Raw genomic sequence first — 20,696 nt, 5'->3', positions numbered from 1 at the left:
CCCATCCAACTCTGCGTCTGGCCATCCATATGGACATCCGCCGACAGCTGATCTTCACCATCTTCGGTGGACGCCAGCCGGTAGTTCCCCAGACGCAGGGGGGCGCGTGCCATGTATTCCTGCTCGAAAGCGGTCACAATCCAGTCGGCGCGTACTTCCTTGGCCGTCCGTTCAGCCTCTTTCTGCACATGCTGGCTGAACAGCGGCTGAAGTTCACGCGGCAGCTTGTAGCCCGTCTCACGCTCCAGAAGCCAGGCAACACCGCCCTTGCCGGACTGGGAATTGACCCGGATAACCGCTTCGTAATTGCGCCCTATGTCTGTCGGATCAATCGGAATGTAGGCCACATCCCAGAGGTCATCCGGCTGACGGGCACTCATGCATTTCTTGATGGCATCCTGATGGCTGCCCGAGAAGGAGGTGTAGACCAGCTCACCGATGTAAGGGTGGCGTGGATGCACGGGCAACTGATTGCAGTATTCATAGACCTTCTGGATGCGAGTCATGTCGGACAAATCCAGCTCCGGGTCGACACCGCGCGAGTAGAGGTTCATCGCCATGGTCAGAATATCCATGTTGCCGGTGCGCTCGCCGTTGCCCAGCAAGGTGCCCTCTGCCCGATCCGCGCCAGCCATGACGGCCAGTTCGGACGCTGCAATACCGGTGCCCCGGTCATTGTGCGTATGCACACTGAGCACCACGGCATCGCGGTATTTCAGGTTGCGATGAACGATTTCAATCTGGTCGGCAAAGACATTGGGCGTGGTCATTTCCACCGTCGCCGGCAAATTGATGATCACCGGCCGGTCCGCCTGCGGCTCCCATACATCGAGTACGTCATTGCAGACGTCGATGGCGTAGTCCAATTCAGTGCCGGTGAAGCTTTCGGGCGAGTACTGAAAACGCCAATCGGTGTCGGGGTAACGGGCCGCATGGTCGCGCACCCAGGTGGCGCCCTGTACGGCCAACGCCTTGATGCCGGCCTGATCCATTCGGAACACATCACGGCGCTGTACGGTCGACGTCGAGTTGTAGACATGCACGATCGCCCGGCGCACCCCGTTCAGTGATTCGAAGGTCCGCTCGATCAGTTCCTCGCGGGCCTGCACCAGCACCTGCACCGTGACATCCTCGGGAATCAGCTGCTCATCAATCAGCCGGCGAGTGAAGTCATAGTCGATCTGGGAGGCGGCAGGAAAGCCGATTTCGATTTCCTTGAAGCCAATATCCACCAGCAGTTCGAAAAAGACCATCTTCTGCTCGACCGTCATCGGCTCGATCAGCGCCTGGTTGCCGTCGCGCAGGTCGACACTGCACCAGATCGGTGCCTTGGTGATTTCCTGGTCTGGCCAGGTACGGTCGGTCAGTTTGGGTTTGGGATAAGCCGGATAGCGACGATGGTCAAAGCGACCGGCGCCGCCATCGCCCAGGGTTTCAGTTCGCACATTATCGTTTTGATTGATGCCGGACATGGTATTGCTTCCTTAAGTTCTTTTAGCTGTTCAGGCAGTCTGCAACTGCACTCTGCAAATCATCAGGGGCGGCTGTGGAGCATCTTGGGTCACTGAGCACCGCCAGACACTGGGCTCAGCAACCGCGGGGCAGTCGTAGCAGGGGAAGGCACAGCAGCCGGAAAACGGACAGGCGAACAGAGACCAGATCGCTCATGGTCGGAACAAAAGAAACAGGTATTTTTGAAGTGTTCATGCGGTGTTTCACTATCCTGGCTTACGATTAACGCTCTCATGAGCGCCGGAACAAAGGCACAGGCCCGGGCGGGCGATCAGGATAGTCGCAGTCGTAGAGCGTCGAAGTGTCTGTTATGCCAATGTGTCATACCTAGTAAGTTAACGGCCCCGGCCCGCTTATGCAACCCTATGTATACACGAAATCGCTGTTGAATCAGAGTTGCCAATCTATCGGTGACTGCCCTGTGGCATGCAACCAGGCGTTGGCCTGTGAGAAGTGCTGGCAGCCCATGAAGCCCCGATAGGCTGACAGGGGAGAAGGATGGGGCGCCTTGAGCACCAGATGGCACTCGTTATCGACACCGGCCGCCTTGCGCTGGGCATAGCTGCCCCAGAGCATGAACACCAGTCCGTCTCGACGCCGAGCCAACTCGTGAATCAACTGATCAGTAAGTGCCTCCCAACCCCGATTGGCATGCGAGCCGGCCTCACCCGCCCGCACCGACAGCACACTGTTGAGCAGCAACACACCCTGCTCGACCCAGGATGTCAGATCGCCGTGCTCCGGTATCCGGAATCCAATGTCCTGCGCCAGTTCCTTGTAGATATTCTGCAGCGAGGGCGGCACGGCAACGCCAGCCGGCACTGAGAAACACAGCCCCATGGCCTGACCCGGCCCGTGATAAGGGTCCTGGCCCAGCATCACCACACGCACCTTTTCAGGTGCAACAGCCTCCAGCGCCGTAAAACGCTGCTCTGATGGCGGGTACAGTGTCTGACCTGCGGCCACTTCCTGATCCAGAAAGTCGGACAATGCCCGGGCCTGATTGGACTGCAGGAAAGTTTCAGCCAGTGGGCGCCAGGCGGCGGGAAACTGGTCAGTTAGGTGGGGCATGGGTTGGTCTCAATCTCTGTTGTCGAAAGTCGAAAGTCGAAAGTCGAAAGTCGAAAGTCGAAAGTCGAAAGTCGAGGAGATGTTATCGGAGGTTGCGTACAACTCACAACTTCTTACTTTCAGCTTATTACTTTCATCTTTTTTCTATTATCCACCCTTTTTTCCACCTCCTAAATACCTTCCTCCACCCTCCATTGCTGTCTTTTTTGACTAGTATCGAGCCACTGTCATCACTCAGAGGGGAAGCACATGACAACCCAGACTCGCACCAAGACCCGGTCAGCCAGCTCGCGCCGCGCGCCGGCGACCGCCAAAACACTGCAGCAGAAGATACTGCATCACCTGCACACCACCCAGGGCACCTACCCGGAAAAGGCAACCCCCCAGGCCTGGTGGGAGGCTACGGCCGCTGCGGTCAATGAATTTGTCATGGCTGGCCTGACCGACACCCAGAAGACGCACTCCCGTTACGACACCCGCGCTGTTAACTATCTGTCGATGGAATTCCTGATGGGTCGTCTGCTGTCCAACAACCTGCACAACCTGCATCTGTTTGAAGCGGCCGATACCGCCCTGAAAGCACTTGGGCAGAACCTGCCGGACCTGCTGGAAGAAGAACCGGACATGGCGCTGGGCAACGGCGGCCTGGGCCGACTGGCCGCCTGCTTTCTGGATTCTCTGGCATCGCTGAACTACCCGGCGGTCGGCTATGGCATCCACTACGAGCACGGCCTGTTTGAACAGCACTTTCGCAATGGCCACCAGATCGAGCGTCCGGATGACTGGCGTGAATACGGCAACCCGTGGGAAGTTTGTCGCCCCGAGTCCGCCCAGCAGATCAAGCTCTACGGCTATGTCGAGACGGTCTACGAAGAAGGCAAGGCACGCAAGGTCTGGCACCCCGGGCGCACTATCAAGGCAGTTCCATGGGATATTCCGATCGTCGGCTACAACGGCGCCAATGTTAACATTCTGCGCCTGTGGGAAAGCCGCGCCACCGACTTCTTCGACTGGGACGTGTTCAATGCCGGTGGCTATGTGGATGCGCAGGCAGAGCAGGCCGAGGCAGAGGCCATCTCCAAGGTCCTCTACCCCAATGACGAGACAGACGCGGGCAAGGAACTGCGCCTGATTCAACAGTACTTCTTCAGCGCCGCTTCACTGGCCGACATAGTTCGCCGCTATCAGCGCGCCCATGGCGACGACTGGACCCAGTTCCCGAAACTGGTCTCCATTCAGTTGAATGACACCCACCCGGCCGTCGCCATTCCGGAACTGATGCGTCTGCTGATCGATGACAAGGAACTGGACTGGCAGCACGCCTGGCAGATGTGCCGCCAAGTCTTCTCCTACACTAACCACACGCTGCTTCCGGAAGCACTGGAGAAGTGGGACCTGCGCCTGTTCGAGCACGTATTGCCGCGCCATCTTGAACTGATTTATGAAATCAACCACCAGTTCCTCAACGAAGAGGTAGAGCGGAAATGGCCGGGCGATGATGCCGTGAAGGCCCGCTTGTCGATTATCGAGGAAGGCCGTCAGCGTATGGTGCGTATGGGCCACCTGTCGGTCATCGGTTCACACACGGTCAACGGCGTGGCGGAAGTTCACTCGAAGCTGGTCAAGTCCGACCTGTTCCCGGAGTTCGATGCCCTGTGGCCGGACAAGCTGACCAATGTCACCAATGGCATTACACCGCGGCGCTGGCTCAAGGCCTGTAATCCGGGCCTGTCCGACCTGATCGACAAGCACATCAGCAAGGACTGGCCAGTCCACCTGAGCAAGCTGAGCAAGCTCAAGGGCCTGGCCGATGATGTACGCTTCCAGAATGCCTTCATGAAGATCAAGCATGAAAACAAAGAAGCCCTGGCCGATGAAATCAAAGCCCTGACCGGTGTCGAAGTCAGCCCGGATGCGATCTTTGACATCCAGATCAAACGCTTGCACGAGTACAAGCGCCAGCACCTGAACCTGCTGCATATTCTGGCCCTGTACCGTCGCCTGCTGGAAAACCCCGATTACGATATGGTGCCCAGAGTGTTCATTTTCGGCGCCAAGGCAGCCCCGGGCTACCGTCTGGCCAAGGACATCATCTTTGCCATCAACAAGGTGGCGGCGCGAATCAATCATGACGAGCGGATCGGCGACAAGATCAAGGTCGTGATGCTGCCCAACTACCGGGTCAGCCTGGCCGAAAAGATGATTCCTGCCGCAGATGTGTCCGAGCAGATCTCGACCGCGGGTAAAGAAGCGTCCGGTACGGGCAATATGAAACTCGCCCTCAATGGCGCTCTGACCATTGGCACCCTGGACGGCGCCAATATCGAAATCGCAGAAGAGGCCGGTGAAGAGAACGAGTTCATTTTCGGCCTCACCGTGGATGAGGTCAAAGCGCTGGATCGTGCGGGCTACAACCCTTACGACTATTACCTGAACGACCCCGAAATCAAGGCCGTGGTGGACTGGCTGGATACCGACTACTTCACGCCCGGCCAGCCGCGGGCCCTGTCTTCCATCAAGCACAGCCTGCTGGATGGCGGCGACCCGTTCAAGGTGCTGGCTGACTTCCGCAGCTACGCCGAGGCCCAGTTGAAGGTGGATGCCAAATACCGGGACCGCAAGGCCTGGGCGCGCAGCGCCATCATCAACACGGCCACCATGGGCAAGTTCAATTCGGACCGCTCCATTCAGGACTATGTTGATCGGGTTTGGCAACTGCAGCCCTACCCGCGCGACAACGCTTGATCAGGTCGGGCCCAAGCGGGCCCGACCCTAGTGTCCCTTAACAGAAGTTCGTGGCATTTCAGAGCCTCTGTCAGGCGCTAGTACAAGGCGCACTCCGCCGGGAATAGTGGTTCTATTTGCCAGGAGTGCAACGCAGTAATAGTGCCTGACAGAGGCTCCCGAAGGGCGAGCCATACAAGGCCTCTGGCGGTGTTGCAGCTCTTGAAAAGGGCTACGGCCATTCCCTGCGAGCTGCGCCTTGCCAGAAACCTTGTATGACTCGCTGAAACCTACGAACTTCTGTTAAGGGACACTAGCATTGCGCAGGCATCACAAAAGCTATTGCATCTTATTCTCATTTGCATTAACGTAGCCAGTGTCGTGATGCCTGATCGCCCAGGGATGAGCCATCAGTGAACGGGACTGGCCCTCGTCAGACCCGGCTCAGGGACGAAAGCACCTCTGAAATCGAAACTTTGCGGCCCTGCCTCGGCAGTGGCCGCTTTTTTGTCTGCGCGAAGTGCGCGCTCCGAAGCTGGCGCGAAACTGCCTCAGTACAGGTAAACGGCGCCGCTGTTTTCGGCGGTGTTGTCGTTCAGGTTCCCGCCCACGCCCGTGGCATTGCTGTCTTCATGAGGCGCGCCAACCGCCAGGGTCTCGCCATCACCCGAAAGCGCTAGACTCCAGCCAAACTGAGCGGCGGCGGTGTTGGAAGCCTTGACGATCGTCTCATACGACCAGATGCCATTGTCTCGGGTGAACACTTCGGCTGCGCCACCGCCACCGGCGGGAAATGACAAGCCTCCGACACCAATCGACTGTGTACCATCAAAAGGCTTGCCAACGACCAGGGTATTGCCATCATCCGAAAGTGCGACTGCAAACCCGAAAAAGCCTCCGTTTGTCGCTGTGGACGACTTGATATAGGCCTGCTGTGACCAGTCAGTACCGCTGCGACTGTAGACATAGACGGCCCCGTTTTCTGGCATATTCTGATTGTCCTGATCGCCGCCCACGCCGGTTGCATCACTGCTCTCGTTTCTGGCTCCCACCGCCAGGGTGTCGCCGTTTCGCGAAAGGGCGACACTGTACCCGAATAGATCGCTCGAATTCGTATTGGAGGCCTTGATATAAGCCTGCTGGGACCAGTCGCCATCACTGCGGGCAAACACATAGGCCGCACCACTGTTACCGGCGTTGCTGTTGCCCTCGTCACCATCAACGCCGGTGGCATCACTGTCCTCGTTTCTCGCCCCGACCGCCAGCGTATTGCCGTCTCCGGAAAGCGCGATACGCCAGCCAAACTCGTCACCGCCGGACGCGTTGGATGCCTTGACATGGGTCTGCTCGAACCAGAAGGTGCCGATGCGATTGAAGATATACACTGTACCACCATCTTCCTGATGAGCCGCTGCTGCCAGAGTATGACCATCGTCGGAGAGCGCCACGCTGATCCCAAACCGGTTGCCCGACTCTGTGGTGGAGGCCTTGACATAAGCCTGCTGCGACCATGTGTCGTTGTTGCGCACAAAAACATAGACCGCGCCGCTGTCTACAGCATTGCTGTTGTGCTGATGACCACCAATCCCGGTAGCATTGCTGTTTTCTTCTGGAGCCCCAACCACGAGCGTATCGCCATCCGCTGAGAGCGCGACGCTAGCGCCAAAAAAATCTTCCTCACTGGTATTTGAGGCCTTGACATAGGCCTGCTGTGACCAGTTACCGTCGGTCTTGGCAAACACATAGACTGCACCACTGTTGCTGGCATCGTTGTTGTCCTGATCACCATTGATACCGGTCGCGTCACTGTTTTCCCGATGCGCCCCCACCGCCATCGTATTGCCATCACCCGACAGGGCCACACTATAGCCGAACCGGTCACCCTCTCTGGTATTGGAGGCCTTGAAGTAGCCCACGGCCTCGGCCAGGGTGCCGCTGACATGCACCGCACTGGAATCGCTGCAGCCGCCGCTATTGCAGGCCTGCAGGATATAGCTGGCATTGATGCGGCCGGGGAGAAACACCTCAAGGTCATGCTCGGTAGTGTCGGCCGGGAGGGTGGCCACTTCGGAATAACCGGACTCACCATCCGGGTTTTCCAGCAGACGGTATTCGCTCTCACCCGACACATCGACCCAACTAAAGCTGAAGGTTTTGATTGCCGTGGGGGTTAAACTGAGAGCAGGCGCTTCCGGGGGGATCAGTTTGAAGCTCACGGTAACCGTGCAATCCTCGGAGATGGCGTCCGTAGTGTAGGTTGTGTCATCCAGAGCGCCTTTGCACCCCTCAATCTGATCGATTTCATAATCGCTGTCGGGAAGGAGTTCAAACTGGACAGCCTCCCCTTCCTCTACCTCTTGCGCCGAACCCGGGTCAATGCTCCCGTTGGCGCCTATTTCCAAGCTGACGGTATGGATGGCCACCTCATCGTTATCACTGCTGCAGGCTGCCATACCGAACACCATCAGCCCGCAAAGAACAATCCGTTTGCAGATATTGCGTTGCGTGTCGACAGACGTTACAGCACTTTCAAGTCCCTTGGTCATGTGTTTCTCCTGATTTCCATACAGGCTTCCAAGGCTAGCGCGCTGAATCTTACATCCGGCTTACACCCTATCCGCGCAATGCCGGGAACAGAGCATTTCCATCCATTAATGTGATCTGGCTCACACAGAGGTGATTTCTCGATTACGGCTGGACGCAATATCGCCTGCTGACAGCGGCGGGTCGGTTGCTCATGGTGCGCGGGGAACGCGCTTGTCTGGTCATTTGACCTGACTTACAGAAATCCACCGTACTGCACGCAAAACCGCTTGTTCTCGTGATAGGGAAAAACATCTTCCAGGTGCCCGTCGGCGAGGCGTTGCTGCAGGGTCTGCCAGTACTCCTGGGTCAGCAGGTCACCATGCACCTCCTGAAAGGCTTCACGCGCCGGGTTGCCGCCGAGCAGAAACGGGCCGAACTCTTCCGGAAACACATCACTGGGGTGCACCGAGTACCAGGGCTCGCTGGCCATTTCCTGCTCTGGCGTCACCGCTTCGGGTATGCGCCGGAAGTTGCACTCGTCGAGATAGCAGACTTCGTCATAGTCGTAGAAAATCACCCGGTGTACCCGAGTCACGCCGAAATTCTTGTGCAGCATGTCACCCGGAAACAGGTTGGTGCCGGCAATTTCCTTGATCGCCAGGCCGTAATCCAGCATGGCGGCGCGAGCCTGATCGGGTGTTGCCTGGTCCAGATAGATGTTCAGTGGGGTCATGCGCCGTTCGATATAGAGGTGGCCGATGGTGACATCATCGCCTTCGATGCCGACTTCGGCAGGTGCCACTTCCAGCAGGTGATCGATCAGCTCATCGGAAAACCGATGCCTCGGCAGCGCTACATGGCGATATTCCAGAGTGTCGGCCATACGGCCGGCACGGTCATGTTGCTTGACCAGTTGATACTTCTCTTTCACCCCGGCTTTGGTGTTGTATTTGCTGGGGGCAAAGCGGTCCTTGATGATCTTGAACACATAGGGATAAGACGGCAGCGTGAACACCGCCATCACCATGCCTTCGATGCCCGGCGCCACCACAAATTGGTCGGCCGTTTCCTGCATGTGATGCAGCAGATCACGATAGAACACCGTTTTGCCGTGCTTGTGCAGACCCAGTGCGTTGTACAGCTCCGACTTGCGCTTGTGCGGCATGATTTCACTGAGAAATCGCACATAGGCAAACGGCTCTTCGGCATCGACCATGAAATAGCTGCGGGCGAAGCCGAATACGATACTGACATCGGAAGGGTCCATCAGCAGGGCATCGATATAGATTTGCTGCTGATCGTTGATCAGCAGGGGTACCACACAGGGCTGGGTGGCCTCCTTGCTTACGATGCGGCCGACGACATAGGCCGCCTTGTTGCGTAAAAACAGCTTGTCCAGGATATCGATGCGCAGATTGTCTTCCGGCTTGATGTCGACAGCTGACTGCTTGTAAAAGCTGTCGCGCAGCCGCTCGATATCACGATCCAGATCTTCAAAGGGCTGATTCAGACTGAAGCTGTGCAGAATGTCGTGAATATTGGCTTCAAAGCCGTCCATTCTCGGGTAGTAGCTGGTGTAGGCATGGCTGTCCCGGACGGCCAGCAGATCATCGGCATAGGACTCCACAAAAATGAATTCGTTGCGATAATACTGCCGTTCAAAGACCTGACAGAACACCGAGTTGTAAAACGACTCGGCCAATTCGGGCTGGCGATGCTGCATCATCTGTCGGCGAAACTGCTTTTTCACCCCGCGCCACAGGTCGGCATCCACCGTTTCCATGCAGGGGTGTGCCTTGCGCAATGCCGCCACCGCCAGGTTCACACTGTCGTCATACAGGTTAATGCGCGCCTTGTGGTCGGCTTGCGCGGCCTTCCAGTCAGCCCGTTCAAAGCGGTCCTGAGCCTGCTGGGTTATGGCCCTGAAACGATCATAATGGTGATCAAAGCCAGCCAGAATCTGGCGCGCGATCTCGCGGTCCAGGCCGGGCTGGCTGGGTCCACGAGCTGCTGGGCTTTGCGCCGACTCGGAGTCAGGGGTCATGGCACTCTCTTCTTTCTGCTTCTTTTTTGCAGGCTTCACGGTCATATGACCGTATTGGGTCATCCACTCTACTGCCCTGAGTCTACCACTGCTGTTGCGCGCTGCGCAGTTCAAGCCCTATTCACTGTAGTTATAGCCATTATGGGCCTGCGCGATTGGCGCCCGCCGTTCAGACATGGATACTGCATAACTCTCAGCAAACTCTGAACACAAAACAGATAACAGGGCTGCACCACCATGACAACTGACCGCATTCAGACAGGCCGCCTCGCCATCGCGCGCGAGCTTCATGAACTTGTCACCCAGGAAATGATTCCCGGCACAGGCTTGAGCGCCGATCAGGTTTGGGCGCAACTGGACGCCATTCTGACCGATCTGGCCCCGCGCAACCGGGCCCTGCTGGAGAAACGCGAAGCACTGCAGGCGCGCCTTGATGAGTGGCATCGCGATCACCGCGGCCAGCCTCAGAATGTGGCGGCCTATCGGGACTTTCTGACCGATATCGGATACCTGCTGCCGGAGGGTGACGACTTCCAGGTCTCTACAGCCAATGTCGACCCCGAAATTGCCACGCTTGCCGGCCCGCAACTGGTGGTGCCGGTGCGCAATGCCCGCTTTGCCCTGAACGCTGCCAATGCGCGCTGGGGCAGCCTCTATGATGCGCTGTATGGCACCAATGTCATCGCCGAAACTGAGGGCGCCGAGCGCGGATCAGCCTACAACCCGGTGCGCGGTGCCAGGGTAGTGGCCTGGGCTCGCGACTTTCTGGATCGCCATTTCCCGCTGCGCGAAGGCTCTCATGTCGACAGCACCGGCTACACGACTACCGACGGGCAACTCAGCATAAAGTTGGGCGATCAGACCACGACGCTGCAGGACCCGAATCAATACAAGGGCTATCAGGGCACTCCGGACAGCCTGGAGGCGATCCTGCTCGGCCACAATGGGCTGCACGCCGAGCTGCAGTTTGATGCCACCGACCCGATTGGCCAGCGCGACGCTGCCGGCCTCAAGGATGTTCTGCTGGAGTCTGCCCTGACCACCATTCAGGACTGCGAGGACTCAGTGGCTGCTGTTGATGCAGAAGAAAAGGTGGAGGTCTATCGGAACTGGCTGGGTCTGATGCAGGGCACCCTGACCGCGCGCTTCCGCAAGGGCGACCGGACGGTTACCCGGCAACTGGAGGCCGACCGCCAATACACCGCTGCCGACGGCGGCACCCTGACGCTGCCCGGCCGGTCCTTGATGCTGGTGCGCAATGTCGGCCACCTGATGACCAATCCCGCTATTTTGCACGACGGAGAGGAAATTCCGGAAGGCATCATGGACTGCATGTTCACCGCGCTCGCCGCGCTGCATGACCTGCAGGGCAAGAGCCCGGTGCATAACAGCCGCACTGGCTCAATGTATATCGTGAAGCCCAAGATGCACGGCCCGGAAGAGGTGGCGTTCAGCGTCGAGCTGTTCGAGCGGGTCGAACAGGCTCTGGGCCTGCCGGCCAGGACCCTGAAAATCGGTATCATGGACGAGGAGCGTCGCACCACGGTCAATCTGAAAGAGTGCATTCGGGCCGCCCGCGACCGCGTCATCTTTATCAACACAGGCTTTCTGGATCGCACCGGAGACGAAATTCACTCCGCGATGGAAGCCGGGCCCATGGTGCGTAAATCCGACATGAAGGCACAGCCCTGGATTACCGCCTACGAAGACTGGAACGTCGACATCGGACTCGCCTGCGGTTTGCAGGGGCATGCCCAGATCGGCAAGGGCATGTGGCCCAAGCCGGACGAGATGGCAGACATGATGACGGCCAAGATCGGACACCCCGAGTCGGGCGCCAATTGCGCCTGGGTGCCCTCGCCAACCGCGGCCACCCTGCATGCCACCCACTATCACCAGGTTGACGTCGCTGCCGTGCAGCAAAAGCTGCAGTCCCGACAGCGGGCTGCGCTGGACGACATTCTGACCCTGCCCCTGCTCGACAGCACCCTGTCACCCGAAGAGATTCAGGCGGAGCTGGATAACAACGCCCAGGGCATCCTCGGCTATGTGGTGCGCTGGATCGATCAGGGCGTCGGTTGCTCCAAGGTGCCTGATATCAATGATGTCGGCCTGATGGAAGACCGCGCCACCCTGCGCATCTCCAGCCAGCATATCTGCAACTGGTTGTATCACGGTGTGGTGACCGCCGAGCAGGTACTGGACACCATGAAGCGGATGGCCGCTGTGGTTGATCGCCAGAATGCCAGCGACCCCGCTTATCGCCCCATGGCTGCAGACCTTGAGCACTCCGTGGCCTTCACGGCGGCCTGCGAATTGGTGTTCGAGGGGCGCAACCAACCCAGTGGCTATACCGAACCGGTGCTGCACCGCAGCCGACTCGCCCTCAAAGCCTCGGCCTGACCTAAAGGGTCTTCCCGGTACTCACCGGGAAGACTCGCTTTGAGACAACGTTTTCAGACCTAGTTAGTCTGAGTCCCTGGCTACCGCTGACACCCCAACATCGCGTGCCTACTGCATCACAGGACCAGACCCATCTGGTTGAAGAACCGTTAACCAGAAAACCGTTTACAACATTATTTTTTCTGCTAACATCGGCGCAACAATATGAAAACGTTTGCAGAAACATGGCTGCAAATCAAAACTCCGTGTGTGACCACCCGCCAGTGGTGGATGACAACAAGAAAGCATCTGGAGATCGACTGTGAAAACCGCCCGCCAGTATTCATTGCTTGCACCGGCCCTGTTCCTTCTGCCGGCGGCGATCATGTTTTTGATCTATGTGCTCTATCCCATCAGCCAGAGTATCTCGCTCAGCTTCTACGAATGGGACGGGGTCAGTGAAACCCGAGAATTCATTGGCCTGGACAACTACCGTGAACTGATGGACGACCCGCGGTTCTGGACCTCGCTGAAGAACAACATCCTCTGGTTGATCTTTTTCATGCTGGCCCCCGTCTGCGGCCTTTTCATCGCCCTGTTTCTGAACCAGACCGTGATGGGCATTCGGGTCGTCAAATCGCTGTTCTTCTTTCCGTTCGTCATTTCACAGGTTGTTGTAGGCCTGGTCTTCACCTGGTTTTACGACCCCAGCTTCGGCCTGCTCAACGACATTCTCAATTTCTTCGGTTTCCGCAGCGTCAACCTGCTGGGAGATGAGAACCTGGCGACCTACGGCATCATTGCTGCCGGTCTCTGGCCACAGATCGCCTACTGCATGATTCTCTACCTGACCGGCCTGAACAATCTGGATCCGGAACAGCTCGAGGCCGCCCGAATGGACGGCGCCAAAGGCCTGAAAATGCTCTGGCACATAGTGCTGCCGCAATTGCGCCCGGCCACCTTTATTGCCGTGGTGGTAACAGTGATTGGCGCCCTGCGCAGTTTCGATCTGGTGGCCACCATGACGGGTGGTGGCCCCTGGGGCAGCACCAATGTGCTGGCCCACTTCATGTACCAGCAGAGTATCTTCAACTACCGGGCGGGTTATGGTGCCGCAATCGCCGTCGTGCTCTTCGCGATCATGATGTTCTACATCGTGTTCTTCCTGTGGCGCATGTTGAGAACGGAGAAATAATATGTATCCCGTCGATATTCGTACCCGTTCGCCGTTTTCCCAAGTGGCCTACAAGGTTGCCCTGTTCACAGCCATTGCAGTCTGGCTGCTGCCGCTTGCCGCCGTCATGATGACCTCGGTACGCGGCCTGGCCGACATCAACGCCGGCAACTACTGGGGCCTGCCCAGTCAGTGGATGCTGATCGAAAACTATACCGAGATATTCCAGCGCACCCGGATGGCGCGCTACCTGCTCAATTCACTGATGATCACCCTGCCTGCCATGGCGGGGGCTGTCGCCCTGTCGGCTCTGGCAGGTTATGCCCTGGCCAAATACAGCTTCAAGGGCAATCTGGTCATCTTTGCGCTGTTTATCGCCGGCAATTTTGTCCCCTTCCAGATTCTGATGATTCCAGTCCGTGATCTGACCATCAGCACCGGGCTATATGACACCATCGCCGGCCTGGTGCTGTTCCACATCGCCTTCCAGACTGGCTTCTGCACTTTGTTCATGCGCAATTTCATGATGAACGTGCCCGACGAAATCATCGAATCTGCAAGACTGGAGGGCGCCAGTGAACTGCGCATCTTCCTGACCGTCGTGCTGCCACTGGTTCGCCCGGCACTGGCGGCGCTGGCCGTACTGGTGTTTACTTTCATCTGGAATGACTACTTCTGGGCGCTTGTCCTGGTGCAGAGTGATCATGCGCGTCCGGTCACCTCCGGCATAGCCGCGCTCAGCGGGCAGTGGATCGCCTCCTGGCAGTTGATCTCGGCGGGCAGCATCGTGGCCGCACTGCCGCCGGTGCTGCTGTTCTTCCTGATGCAGAAACACTTTATTGCCGGCCTGACTCTTGGGGCGACCAAAGGATAATGGCCGGCAGTCGTGCATCCGCCAGACAAGATGCTGATAACAATTGAAAACGTTGCCAAAGAATTTGGATGGCGTTATCTTTGAAAATAGTGACACCCCGAATGGAACCATGGGGGTCTGGCAGACAAAAGAGCGCAGAAGCTCGACCAGGCTGGAAAACGTTTTCATCTACTGTGGGAGTGGCTTGCCACAGTAGCCGGCGAAGGCTGACACAGGAGCCCTTTGCCTGAAAAGCTCCGCATCGGCGGGACAGTAACGGGGAGTCGCGTCTACAGCATGGCTTATGCAGTCCGGCTGGCGACCAGGCTCAAAAGAAAAGCAACAACCTCCATTTTGGAAGGAAGGCAATGACCATGAAAAAAACAATAAGTGCCATCGCCACCGCCACAGCGCTCAGCGCTGTGATGGCGACCAGCGCCTTGGCCAGCACACTCGTAATCAACTCCAACGCCTCGGATCCGGCACCGCGTGAAGCCTGGACCGAGATCGTGGAACGGTTCCAGGAGGAGTATCCTGATATCCGAGTGGTCTTCAACGAGTATGACCACGAAGGCTACAAAACCGTCATCCGTAACTGGCTGGTGACCAATCCGCCAGATGTCGTCATGTGGTTTGCCGGTGAGCGGATGAACTTCTTCGTACAGCGCAACCTGTTCGAAGACGTTTCCGACATCTGGGACCAGAACAACCTGCACGAAAGCATGGCCTCATCGCGTGCTGCCATGACCATTGACGACAGACAGTGGGGTATACCCGCCACCTATTACCAGTGGGGCATGTATTACAATCAGGACGTGTTCGATGAGCTGGGTTTGAGCGAGCCGACCAACTGGGAAGAGCTGCTTGAAGTCGGTGATACGCTGGTCGAGAACGGTATCGCGCCGTTTACCATCGGTACCCGCTTCCTGTGGACCACTGCCGGCTGGTTCGATTATCTGAACCTGCGCATCAACGGTCTGGACTATCACAATGCTCTGATGGCCGGTGAAATCCCCTACACTGATGACGGTGTTCGTGACGTCTTCATGCATTGGAAAGAGCTGGTGGATCGCGGCTTCTTTATCGAGAACCACGCCTCCTATACCTGGCAGGAAGCTCAGCCGTTCCTGTATCGCGGCGATGCCGCCATGTATCTGATCGGCAACTTCATTACGCCCGGCTTCCCGGATGACGTGAACATGGGCTTCTTCCAGTTCCCGCAGATCAATCCGCAGGTCGGCATGTATGAAGATGCTCCGACCGATACGCTGCACATTCCGGCGCGCGCCAACAACAAGGAAGATGCCCGCAAATTCCTCGAGTTCGCCGCCCGTCCGGAGCAGCAGGCCATGCTGAACGCAACCCTGAACCAGTTGCCCACCCACCGGGACGCTGAAGTGGCAGACGACCCCTTCCTGCAGGCCGGTATGCAGATGCTGAGTGCTTCAGACGGCACCGCCCAGTTCTATGACCGGGACACGGTTCCTGACATGTACTCAGTAGGCATGGAAGCTTTCCAGGAGTTCATGGTGAACCCGGATCGCCTCGACCAGATACTGGAGCGTCTGGAACGCACCCGGGCCCGGGTCTTCCGTTAAGCGAGCACAGTGACCCTCTATTGTGACTGTTGCAGGGCGCCTCTTGGCGCCCTTTTTTGTGACCCTTTGGACAGCACCACCACCGACCTTGCCAATACGAGCCCGGCGCCTGACAATGCGCGCTGCACTGCCAAGGCTTGCTATCTTTGCGGTGCAGAGTAAGCTTGGAACCCTGAAAACGTTTTCTAGCCATACCAGACACCATCCACCAAGGAGCCGATATGACAATACTGGTTACAGGGGGCGCCGGGTACATCGGCAGCCACACCTGTATTTCACTGGTCCAGGCCGGGCACCGCATTGTGGTGCTGGACAACCTGAGCAACGCGAGTCGAGAGGCCCTGCTGCGCGTCGAAAAGATCGTCGGGCAGGCGATACCCTTCGTCGAGGGTGACATTCGTGACCGCCCACTGCTCGACTCGCTGTTCAACGAGCATGATATCAGTGCAGTGATTCATTTTGCCGGCCTGAAGGCCGTTGGCGAGTCGACTCAGATGCCTCTGGCCTATTACCAGAACAATGTCAGCGGCACCCTGACCCTGCTGGAAGCGATGAACGCGGCAGATGTCAGGCGCATGGTGTTCAGCAGTTCGGCCACCGTCTACGGCGACCCGGACCAGGTGCCCATTCCCGAATCGGCCCCGTTGAGTGCCACCAACCCCTACGGGCAAACCAAGCTGATGATTGAAACCATGATGCGCGACCTGGCGGCCGCAGACGAACGCTGGCGTATAGCCCTGCTGCGTTATTTCAACCCGGCCGGCGCGCATGAATCAGGCGATATCGGCGAAGATCCGAGCGGTATTCCGAACAACCTGCTGCCCTATATCACCCAGGTGGCGGTGGGCAAACTGGAGAAGCTGTCGGTGTTTGGGGAGGACTACGACACCCCGGATGGCACCGGTGTGCGGGACTATATTCACGTTCTCGATCTGGCGGATGGCCACGTACAGGCCCTTGAACATCTGGATCGGCAGAGCCCGTGCGAGGCCTACAATCTGGGCACCGGGCAGGGCTACAGCGTGCTCGATCTGGTGCGCACCTTCTCCGAGGTCAATGCCGTCAAGGTGCCCTACCAGGTGTCAGCGCGCCGACCCGGCGACATCGGCTGCTGCTATGCCGACCCGACCAAGGCAGAACAGCAACTGGGATGGACCGCCCGCAGAGACCTCGAATCCATGCTGCGGGATTCCTGGCGCTGGCAGCAGAAAAACCCGAACGGTTATCGCCCGTCTTGATCGCGCCAGGTCTTGACCGAGTGGCGCACCACCAGGCGGGGCGTGAAGTTCAGTTGCGCGGCCGGCAGGCGGGGCTTTCCTTCCAGAATCTGCAAGGCGAGCCGGGCTGCTGTGCGGCCCATTTCCTCGATCGGGTAATGCACTGTGGTCAGCCGCGGGCGCAGATACTTGGTAATCACCACATCGTCAAAGCCCACCACTGACATGTGATGCGGTACTTCAAACCCGCTGTCCAGCAGCAGGCCGATGGCCCCCGCGGCCATCACATCGTTGTAGGCCATGACGGCACTGAAACTGACATTGCGCCCCAGCAACTCGCCCATGGCTTCATTGCCGCCGTCTTCATTCGGGAAGGCCCAGGCGACTTTACGCTCGTCATACTCGATATCGAATTCGTCCAGCGCCTGCCGGTAGCCGGCCAAACGCTGATGGCCGTCTGCAACATGCGTCAGGCTGGAGCACATGAAGGCAACACTGCGATGGCCGCGGCCGAGCAGGTGGCGGGTCGCCAGATAGGCGCCATGCTGATTGTCCAGATAGATACTGCAGGACTCGTAGCCCGGCACCAGCCGGTTGATGAAGATGACCGGCACAGGCCCGGCCGCCACTTCCTGCAGGCGTTCGTCGCTGAGCGCCTTGGCATGCAGTATCAGGGCGTCACACTGGCGTTGCTGCAGCATGTCCAGGGCTTCTTCTTCGCGCGCCGGGTCATTGTAACCGGAGGTCATCATCAAGTGCCGGCCACCCTGCACCACCACGTCGTCCACACCCGCCATCATCTGGGCGAAAAACGGCGAGCCCAGCTCACCGACCATCAGGCCGATACAGTTGGAGCGCCGATTGACCAGCGCCCGTGCCAGACTGTTGGGGCGATAGTTCATGGTCGACATGGCAGCCAGAACCGCTTCCCGCTTCTCCGGAGCGACCTTGGCCGAGCCATTGACGACCCTTGATACGGTTGATACTGACACCCCGGCCGCCCGAGCCACATCTTTGATATTGGCCACGCCTGTATTCCAAAAAAACACTCAGTTCGCAGTCTAGATGGCAAACGTTTTCCAGGCAACCTCATTGCGCCACAGCGGTTCCATGGAGGGTGCCTGATGCACTTGAAAACCTTGAGAGCAGAACGATTATTCGACAATGTTGAAAACGTTTTCTTTATCACACATAATTGCACTCTGCGAGACAATAACAAGCAGCGTGGGCCAACCCACCTTCCATCTATCGGGAACGCCGCATGAGCCAACAGACTTTCCACACCACCGAACATCCGCATCGGCGACACAACCCGCTGACCGGGGACTGGGTGCTGGTGTCGCCGCACCGCACCAAAAGGCCCTGGCAGGGCATGGAAGAAGAAAACCACTGGCAGGAAGCGCCTGCCCATGACCCGGATTGCTACCTGTGTCCAGGGAACGAACGAGCCAATGGGGAGCGCAATGACGACTATGCGACGACCTTTGTCTTCGACAATGATTTCGCCGCCCTCAACGAGGACGCTCCGGTTGCGGGCGATCAAGACCCCCTGTTTCGCTTTGAATCAGCCCGGGGCACCTGCCGTGTAATCTGCTTTTCCCCCGACCACAGCAAGACGCTGGCCCTGTTGTCCAAAGTCGAAGCGGAGGCGGTGATTTCCACCTGGATAGCTCAGCTCGATGAGTTGGGAAAACGTTACCAGTGGGTACAGATCTTCGAAAACAAGGGCGCCATGATGGGATGTTCCAACCCGCACCCGCATGGCCAGATATGGGCCCAGCCCTACCTGCCGACCCTGGCGGCGCGCGAGCATGAACAGCAAAAAGACTATTACGCCACCCACGGCAGTCCGCTGCTGCTGGACTATGTAGCAAAAGAAGAGGCCGCCGGCACACGCCTGGTCGACAGCAACGAGCACTGGGTGGCGCTGGTGCCCTACTGGGCTGCCTGGCCGTTCGAGACCCTGGTGCTGCCACGCGCCCATCGGCCACGGCTCAATGAACTGTCCAACGACGAGCAGCTTGCCCTGGCGCAGATGCTGCGCCACCTGACCGCGCGCTATGACAACCTGTTTCGCTGCTCTTTCCCCTACTCCATGGGCTGGCATGGGGCACCGTTCAACGCCGAGAACACGGCACCCTGGCAGGTTCACGCCCATTTCTACCCACCTTTGCTGCGCAGTGCCAGTGTGCGCAAGTTCATGGTCGGTTACGAAATGATGGCGGAAGCCCAGCGTGATATTACCCCTGAGCAGGCAGCAGAGCGCCTGCGCAGCCAGAGCACAACCCACTTCATGCTCAGCGCGTCGGCCGAGCACGCAGCCGGAACCCCACAATGAAAAATCTGAATGATGATCTGGTCAACCAGCAGTTTCAGGCGGCCTTTGGCCACCCACCGGCGGGCATTGCGCACGCTCCCGGCCGCGTCAATCTGATTGGCGAGCATACCGACTACAATCTCGGGTTTGTGCTGCCTGCGGCCATTGATCTGGGCACCTGGGTGGCCTTCAGACCCACGTCAGATGACCATTTGACGGCTGTCGCGCAGGACTTTGCCGGGCAGTCCGTCATCGTGCCACTGCAGGCCGATCAGCAGCGCGACGAAGACGCGCCCTGGTCAGACTATCTGCGTGGCGTGGTCGGCGAACTGAGCCAGCGCGGGTATCGCCTGGCCGGTGGTGAGCTGTTGATGACGGGCAATATCCCTTCAGGTGCCGGCCTGAGCAGTTCGGCCAGCCTCGAAATGGCATTGATTCGGGCGCTGCTTGAACTGAGCGGCGATACCATAGACCCCACAGACGCCGCGCTGATCGGCCAGGCCGCCGAAAACGACTTTGTCGGCTGTGCCTGCGGCATCATGGACCAGTTGATTTCGGCTAGGGGCCAGACCAACAGTGCGCTGCTGATCGACTGCCGCGACCTGACCAGCAAACCCATCTCGATGCCTTCAGATTGGGAAATCCTGATCGTACACAGCGGTGTGCGCCGCGGCCTGGTGGAGAGCGAATACAATATGCGCCGCAGGCAATGCGAGGAGGCCGCCCGTCATTTCGGTGCGACCAGCCTGCGTGAGGTCAAGCTGGCCGACCTGCTGGCGGCAGAGGAAGACTTGCACCCGAATGTTTTCCGGCGGGCCCGCCATGTTTTGACGGAAAATGCGCGCACGGTAAAAGCCGCCGCAGCAATGCGCGAGGGCAATCTCGAGCGCCTGGCGCCGATCATGGCAGCGTCGCATGTATCGATGCGCGATGACTTCGAAATCACCACGCCGGAAATAGACACACTGGTTGCCCTGCTGCAGGACGCAGGCAAGGGCGAGGCCGGCGCCCGCATGACGGGCGGCGGTTTTGGTGGCTGCGTGGTGGCGGTGGCGCCGGAGCGAGTAGTGCCGCAGTTGATCCGCGCCGTGGAGGCTGACTATGAGCGCACCACCGGCTGCGAACCTCTGATCATCGAAGCGCGTGCCAGCGCCGGGGCCTTCTGCGAGCCGGTGACATTGCTTTAGGGTCCTGATATGTAGGCTGTGAGCCTTGGCCGCGCTCGGGGCCGGCAGGCCCCTTCAAAAAGCGGTCGACGCCGAAGCGCAGGCAAGCCAG

Annotated in this window: 13 protein-coding genes; 8 read left to right on the top strand and 5 right to left on the bottom strand. The window is 58.5% G+C overall.

Going from position 1 to position 20,696, the window contains the following annotated elements; translation table 11 throughout:
• Both LAT62_RS10860 and ung read right to left on the bottom strand, forming a co-directional pair.
• Nucleotides 1–1,472: 2-isopropylmalate synthase (locus LAT62_RS10860; RefSeq protein WP_293383331.1), on the bottom strand; the 1,472-nt coding region annotated here is incomplete at its 3' end.
• Nucleotides 1,473–1,902: 430 nt separating this feature from the next.
• Nucleotides 1,903–2,583: a uracil-DNA glycosylase gene (gene ung / locus LAT62_RS10855; RefSeq protein WP_293383328.1), complete on the bottom strand. Its 681-nt coding sequence runs from the start codon at nucleotides 2,581–2,583 to the stop codon at nucleotides 1,903–1,905.
• Nucleotides 2,584–2,832: 249 nt separating this feature from the next.
• Here ung and LAT62_RS10850 point away from each other — a divergent pair, with 249 nt between their 5' ends.
• Nucleotides 2,833–5,328: a glycogen/starch/alpha-glucan phosphorylase gene (locus LAT62_RS10850; protein WP_293383325.1), complete on the top strand. Its 2,496-nt coding sequence runs from the start codon at nucleotides 2,833–2,835 to the stop codon at nucleotides 5,326–5,328.
• Nucleotides 5,329–5,858: 530 nt separating this feature from the next.
• On the opposite strand, the gene LAT62_RS10845 is transcribed toward LAT62_RS10850, so the two are convergent.
• Complete coding sequence (locus LAT62_RS10845; RefSeq protein ID WP_293383322.1) at nucleotides 5,859–7,853, bottom strand: hypothetical protein; 1,995 nt, start codon at nucleotides 7,851–7,853, stop codon at nucleotides 5,859–5,861.
• Nucleotides 7,854–8,086: 233 nt separating this feature from the next.
• Entirely contained in the window at nucleotides 8,087–9,877 is a 1,791-nt protein-coding gene (aceK, locus tag LAT62_RS10840; protein WP_293383319.1) for a bifunctional isocitrate dehydrogenase kinase/phosphatase, read from the bottom strand.
• Nucleotides 9,878–10,114: 237 nt separating this feature from the next.
• Between aceK and LAT62_RS10835 the strand changes: the two genes are divergently transcribed.
• The 5 genes from LAT62_RS10835 to galE all read left to right on the top strand — a co-directional run bounded on the left by LAT62_RS10835 (nucleotide 10,115) and on the right by galE (nucleotide 17,122).
• Nucleotides 10,115–12,280 carry a malate synthase G gene (locus LAT62_RS10835; protein ID WP_293383316.1) on the top strand — a complete coding sequence of 722 codons (2,166 nt, stop codon included), beginning with the start codon at nucleotides 10,115–10,117 and terminating at the stop codon, nucleotides 12,278–12,280.
• Between the two features lie 301 nt (nucleotides 12,281–12,581).
• Entirely contained in the window at nucleotides 12,582–13,454 is an 873-nt protein-coding gene (locus LAT62_RS10830; protein ID WP_293383313.1) for a carbohydrate ABC transporter permease, read from the top strand.
• Between the two features lies 1 nt (nucleotide 13,455).
• A complete protein-coding gene (locus LAT62_RS10825; protein WP_293383310.1) occupies nucleotides 13,456–14,307 on the top strand; it encodes a carbohydrate ABC transporter permease in 852 nt (283 codons plus the stop codon).
• 353 nt (nucleotides 14,308–14,660) lie between these two features.
• On the top strand, nucleotides 14,661–15,884 hold the full coding sequence (locus LAT62_RS10820) for an ABC transporter substrate-binding protein (protein ID WP_293383307.1): 1,224 nt from the start codon (nucleotides 14,661–14,663) through the stop codon (nucleotides 15,882–15,884).
• A 221-nt stretch (nucleotides 15,885–16,105) separates the two neighbouring features.
• A complete protein-coding gene (gene galE / locus LAT62_RS10815) occupies nucleotides 16,106–17,122 on the top strand; it encodes a UDP-glucose 4-epimerase GalE (RefSeq protein ID WP_293383304.1) in 1,017 nt (338 codons plus the stop codon).
• Here galE and LAT62_RS10810 read toward each other — a convergent pair.
• On the bottom strand, nucleotides 17,107–18,129 hold the full coding sequence (locus tag LAT62_RS10810; protein WP_293383301.1) for a substrate-binding domain-containing protein: 1,023 nt from the start codon (nucleotides 18,127–18,129) through the stop codon (nucleotides 17,107–17,109). The genes galE and LAT62_RS10810 overlap by 16 nt on opposite strands.
• Nucleotides 18,130–18,362: 233 nt before the next feature.
• Between LAT62_RS10810 and LAT62_RS10805 the strand changes: the two genes are divergently transcribed.
• The gene (locus tag LAT62_RS10805) at nucleotides 18,363–19,439 is read left to right on the top strand and encodes a UDP-glucose--hexose-1-phosphate uridylyltransferase (RefSeq protein WP_293383299.1); all 1,077 of its coding nucleotides are present in this window, start codon (nucleotides 18,363–18,365) and stop codon (nucleotides 19,437–19,439) included.
• Nucleotides 19,436–20,605, top strand: a complete 1,170-nt coding sequence (gene galK / locus LAT62_RS10800; protein ID WP_293383296.1) for a galactokinase — start codon at nucleotides 19,436–19,438, stop codon at nucleotides 20,603–20,605. Before LAT62_RS10805 ends, galK begins: the two co-directional genes overlap by 4 nt.
• Nucleotides 20,606–20,696 lie beyond the last annotated feature (91 nt).

Origin of the sequence: Natronospirillum sp. (assembly GCF_022565775.1) — a bacterium.
Classification (GTDB): domain Bacteria; phylum Pseudomonadota; class Gammaproteobacteria; order Pseudomonadales; family Natronospirillaceae; genus Natronospirillum.
This window is presented reverse-complemented; position numbering and strand designations above follow the sequence as displayed.

Coding starts and splice junctions, on each gene's coding strand:
- ung (WP_293383328.1), bottom strand. CDS start 2,583: ATGCCCCACCTAACTGACCAGTTTCCCGCCGCCTGGCGCCCACTGGCT.
- LAT62_RS10850 (WP_293383325.1), top strand. CDS start 2,833: ATGACAACCCAGACTCGCACCAAGACCCGGTCAGCCAGCTCGCGCCGC.
- LAT62_RS10845 (WP_293383322.1), bottom strand. CDS start 7,853: ATGACCAAGGGACTTGAAAGTGCTGTAACGTCTGTCGACACGCAACGC.
- aceK (WP_293383319.1), bottom strand. CDS start 9,877: ATGACCCCTGACTCCGAGTCGGCGCAAAGCCCAGCAGCTCGTGGACCC.
- LAT62_RS10835 (WP_293383316.1), top strand. CDS start 10,115: ATGACAACTGACCGCATTCAGACAGGCCGCCTCGCCATCGCGCGCGAG.
- LAT62_RS10825 (WP_293383310.1), top strand. CDS start 13,456: ATGTATCCCGTCGATATTCGTACCCGTTCGCCGTTTTCCCAAGTGGCC.
- LAT62_RS10820 (WP_293383307.1), top strand. CDS start 14,661: ATGAAAAAAACAATAAGTGCCATCGCCACCGCCACAGCGCTCAGCGCT.
- galE (WP_293383304.1), top strand. CDS start 16,106: ATGACAATACTGGTTACAGGGGGCGCCGGGTACATCGGCAGCCACACC.
- LAT62_RS10805 (WP_293383299.1), top strand. CDS start 18,363: ATGAGCCAACAGACTTTCCACACCACCGAACATCCGCATCGGCGACAC.
- galK (WP_293383296.1), top strand. CDS start 19,436: ATGAAAAATCTGAATGATGATCTGGTCAACCAGCAGTTTCAGGCGGCC.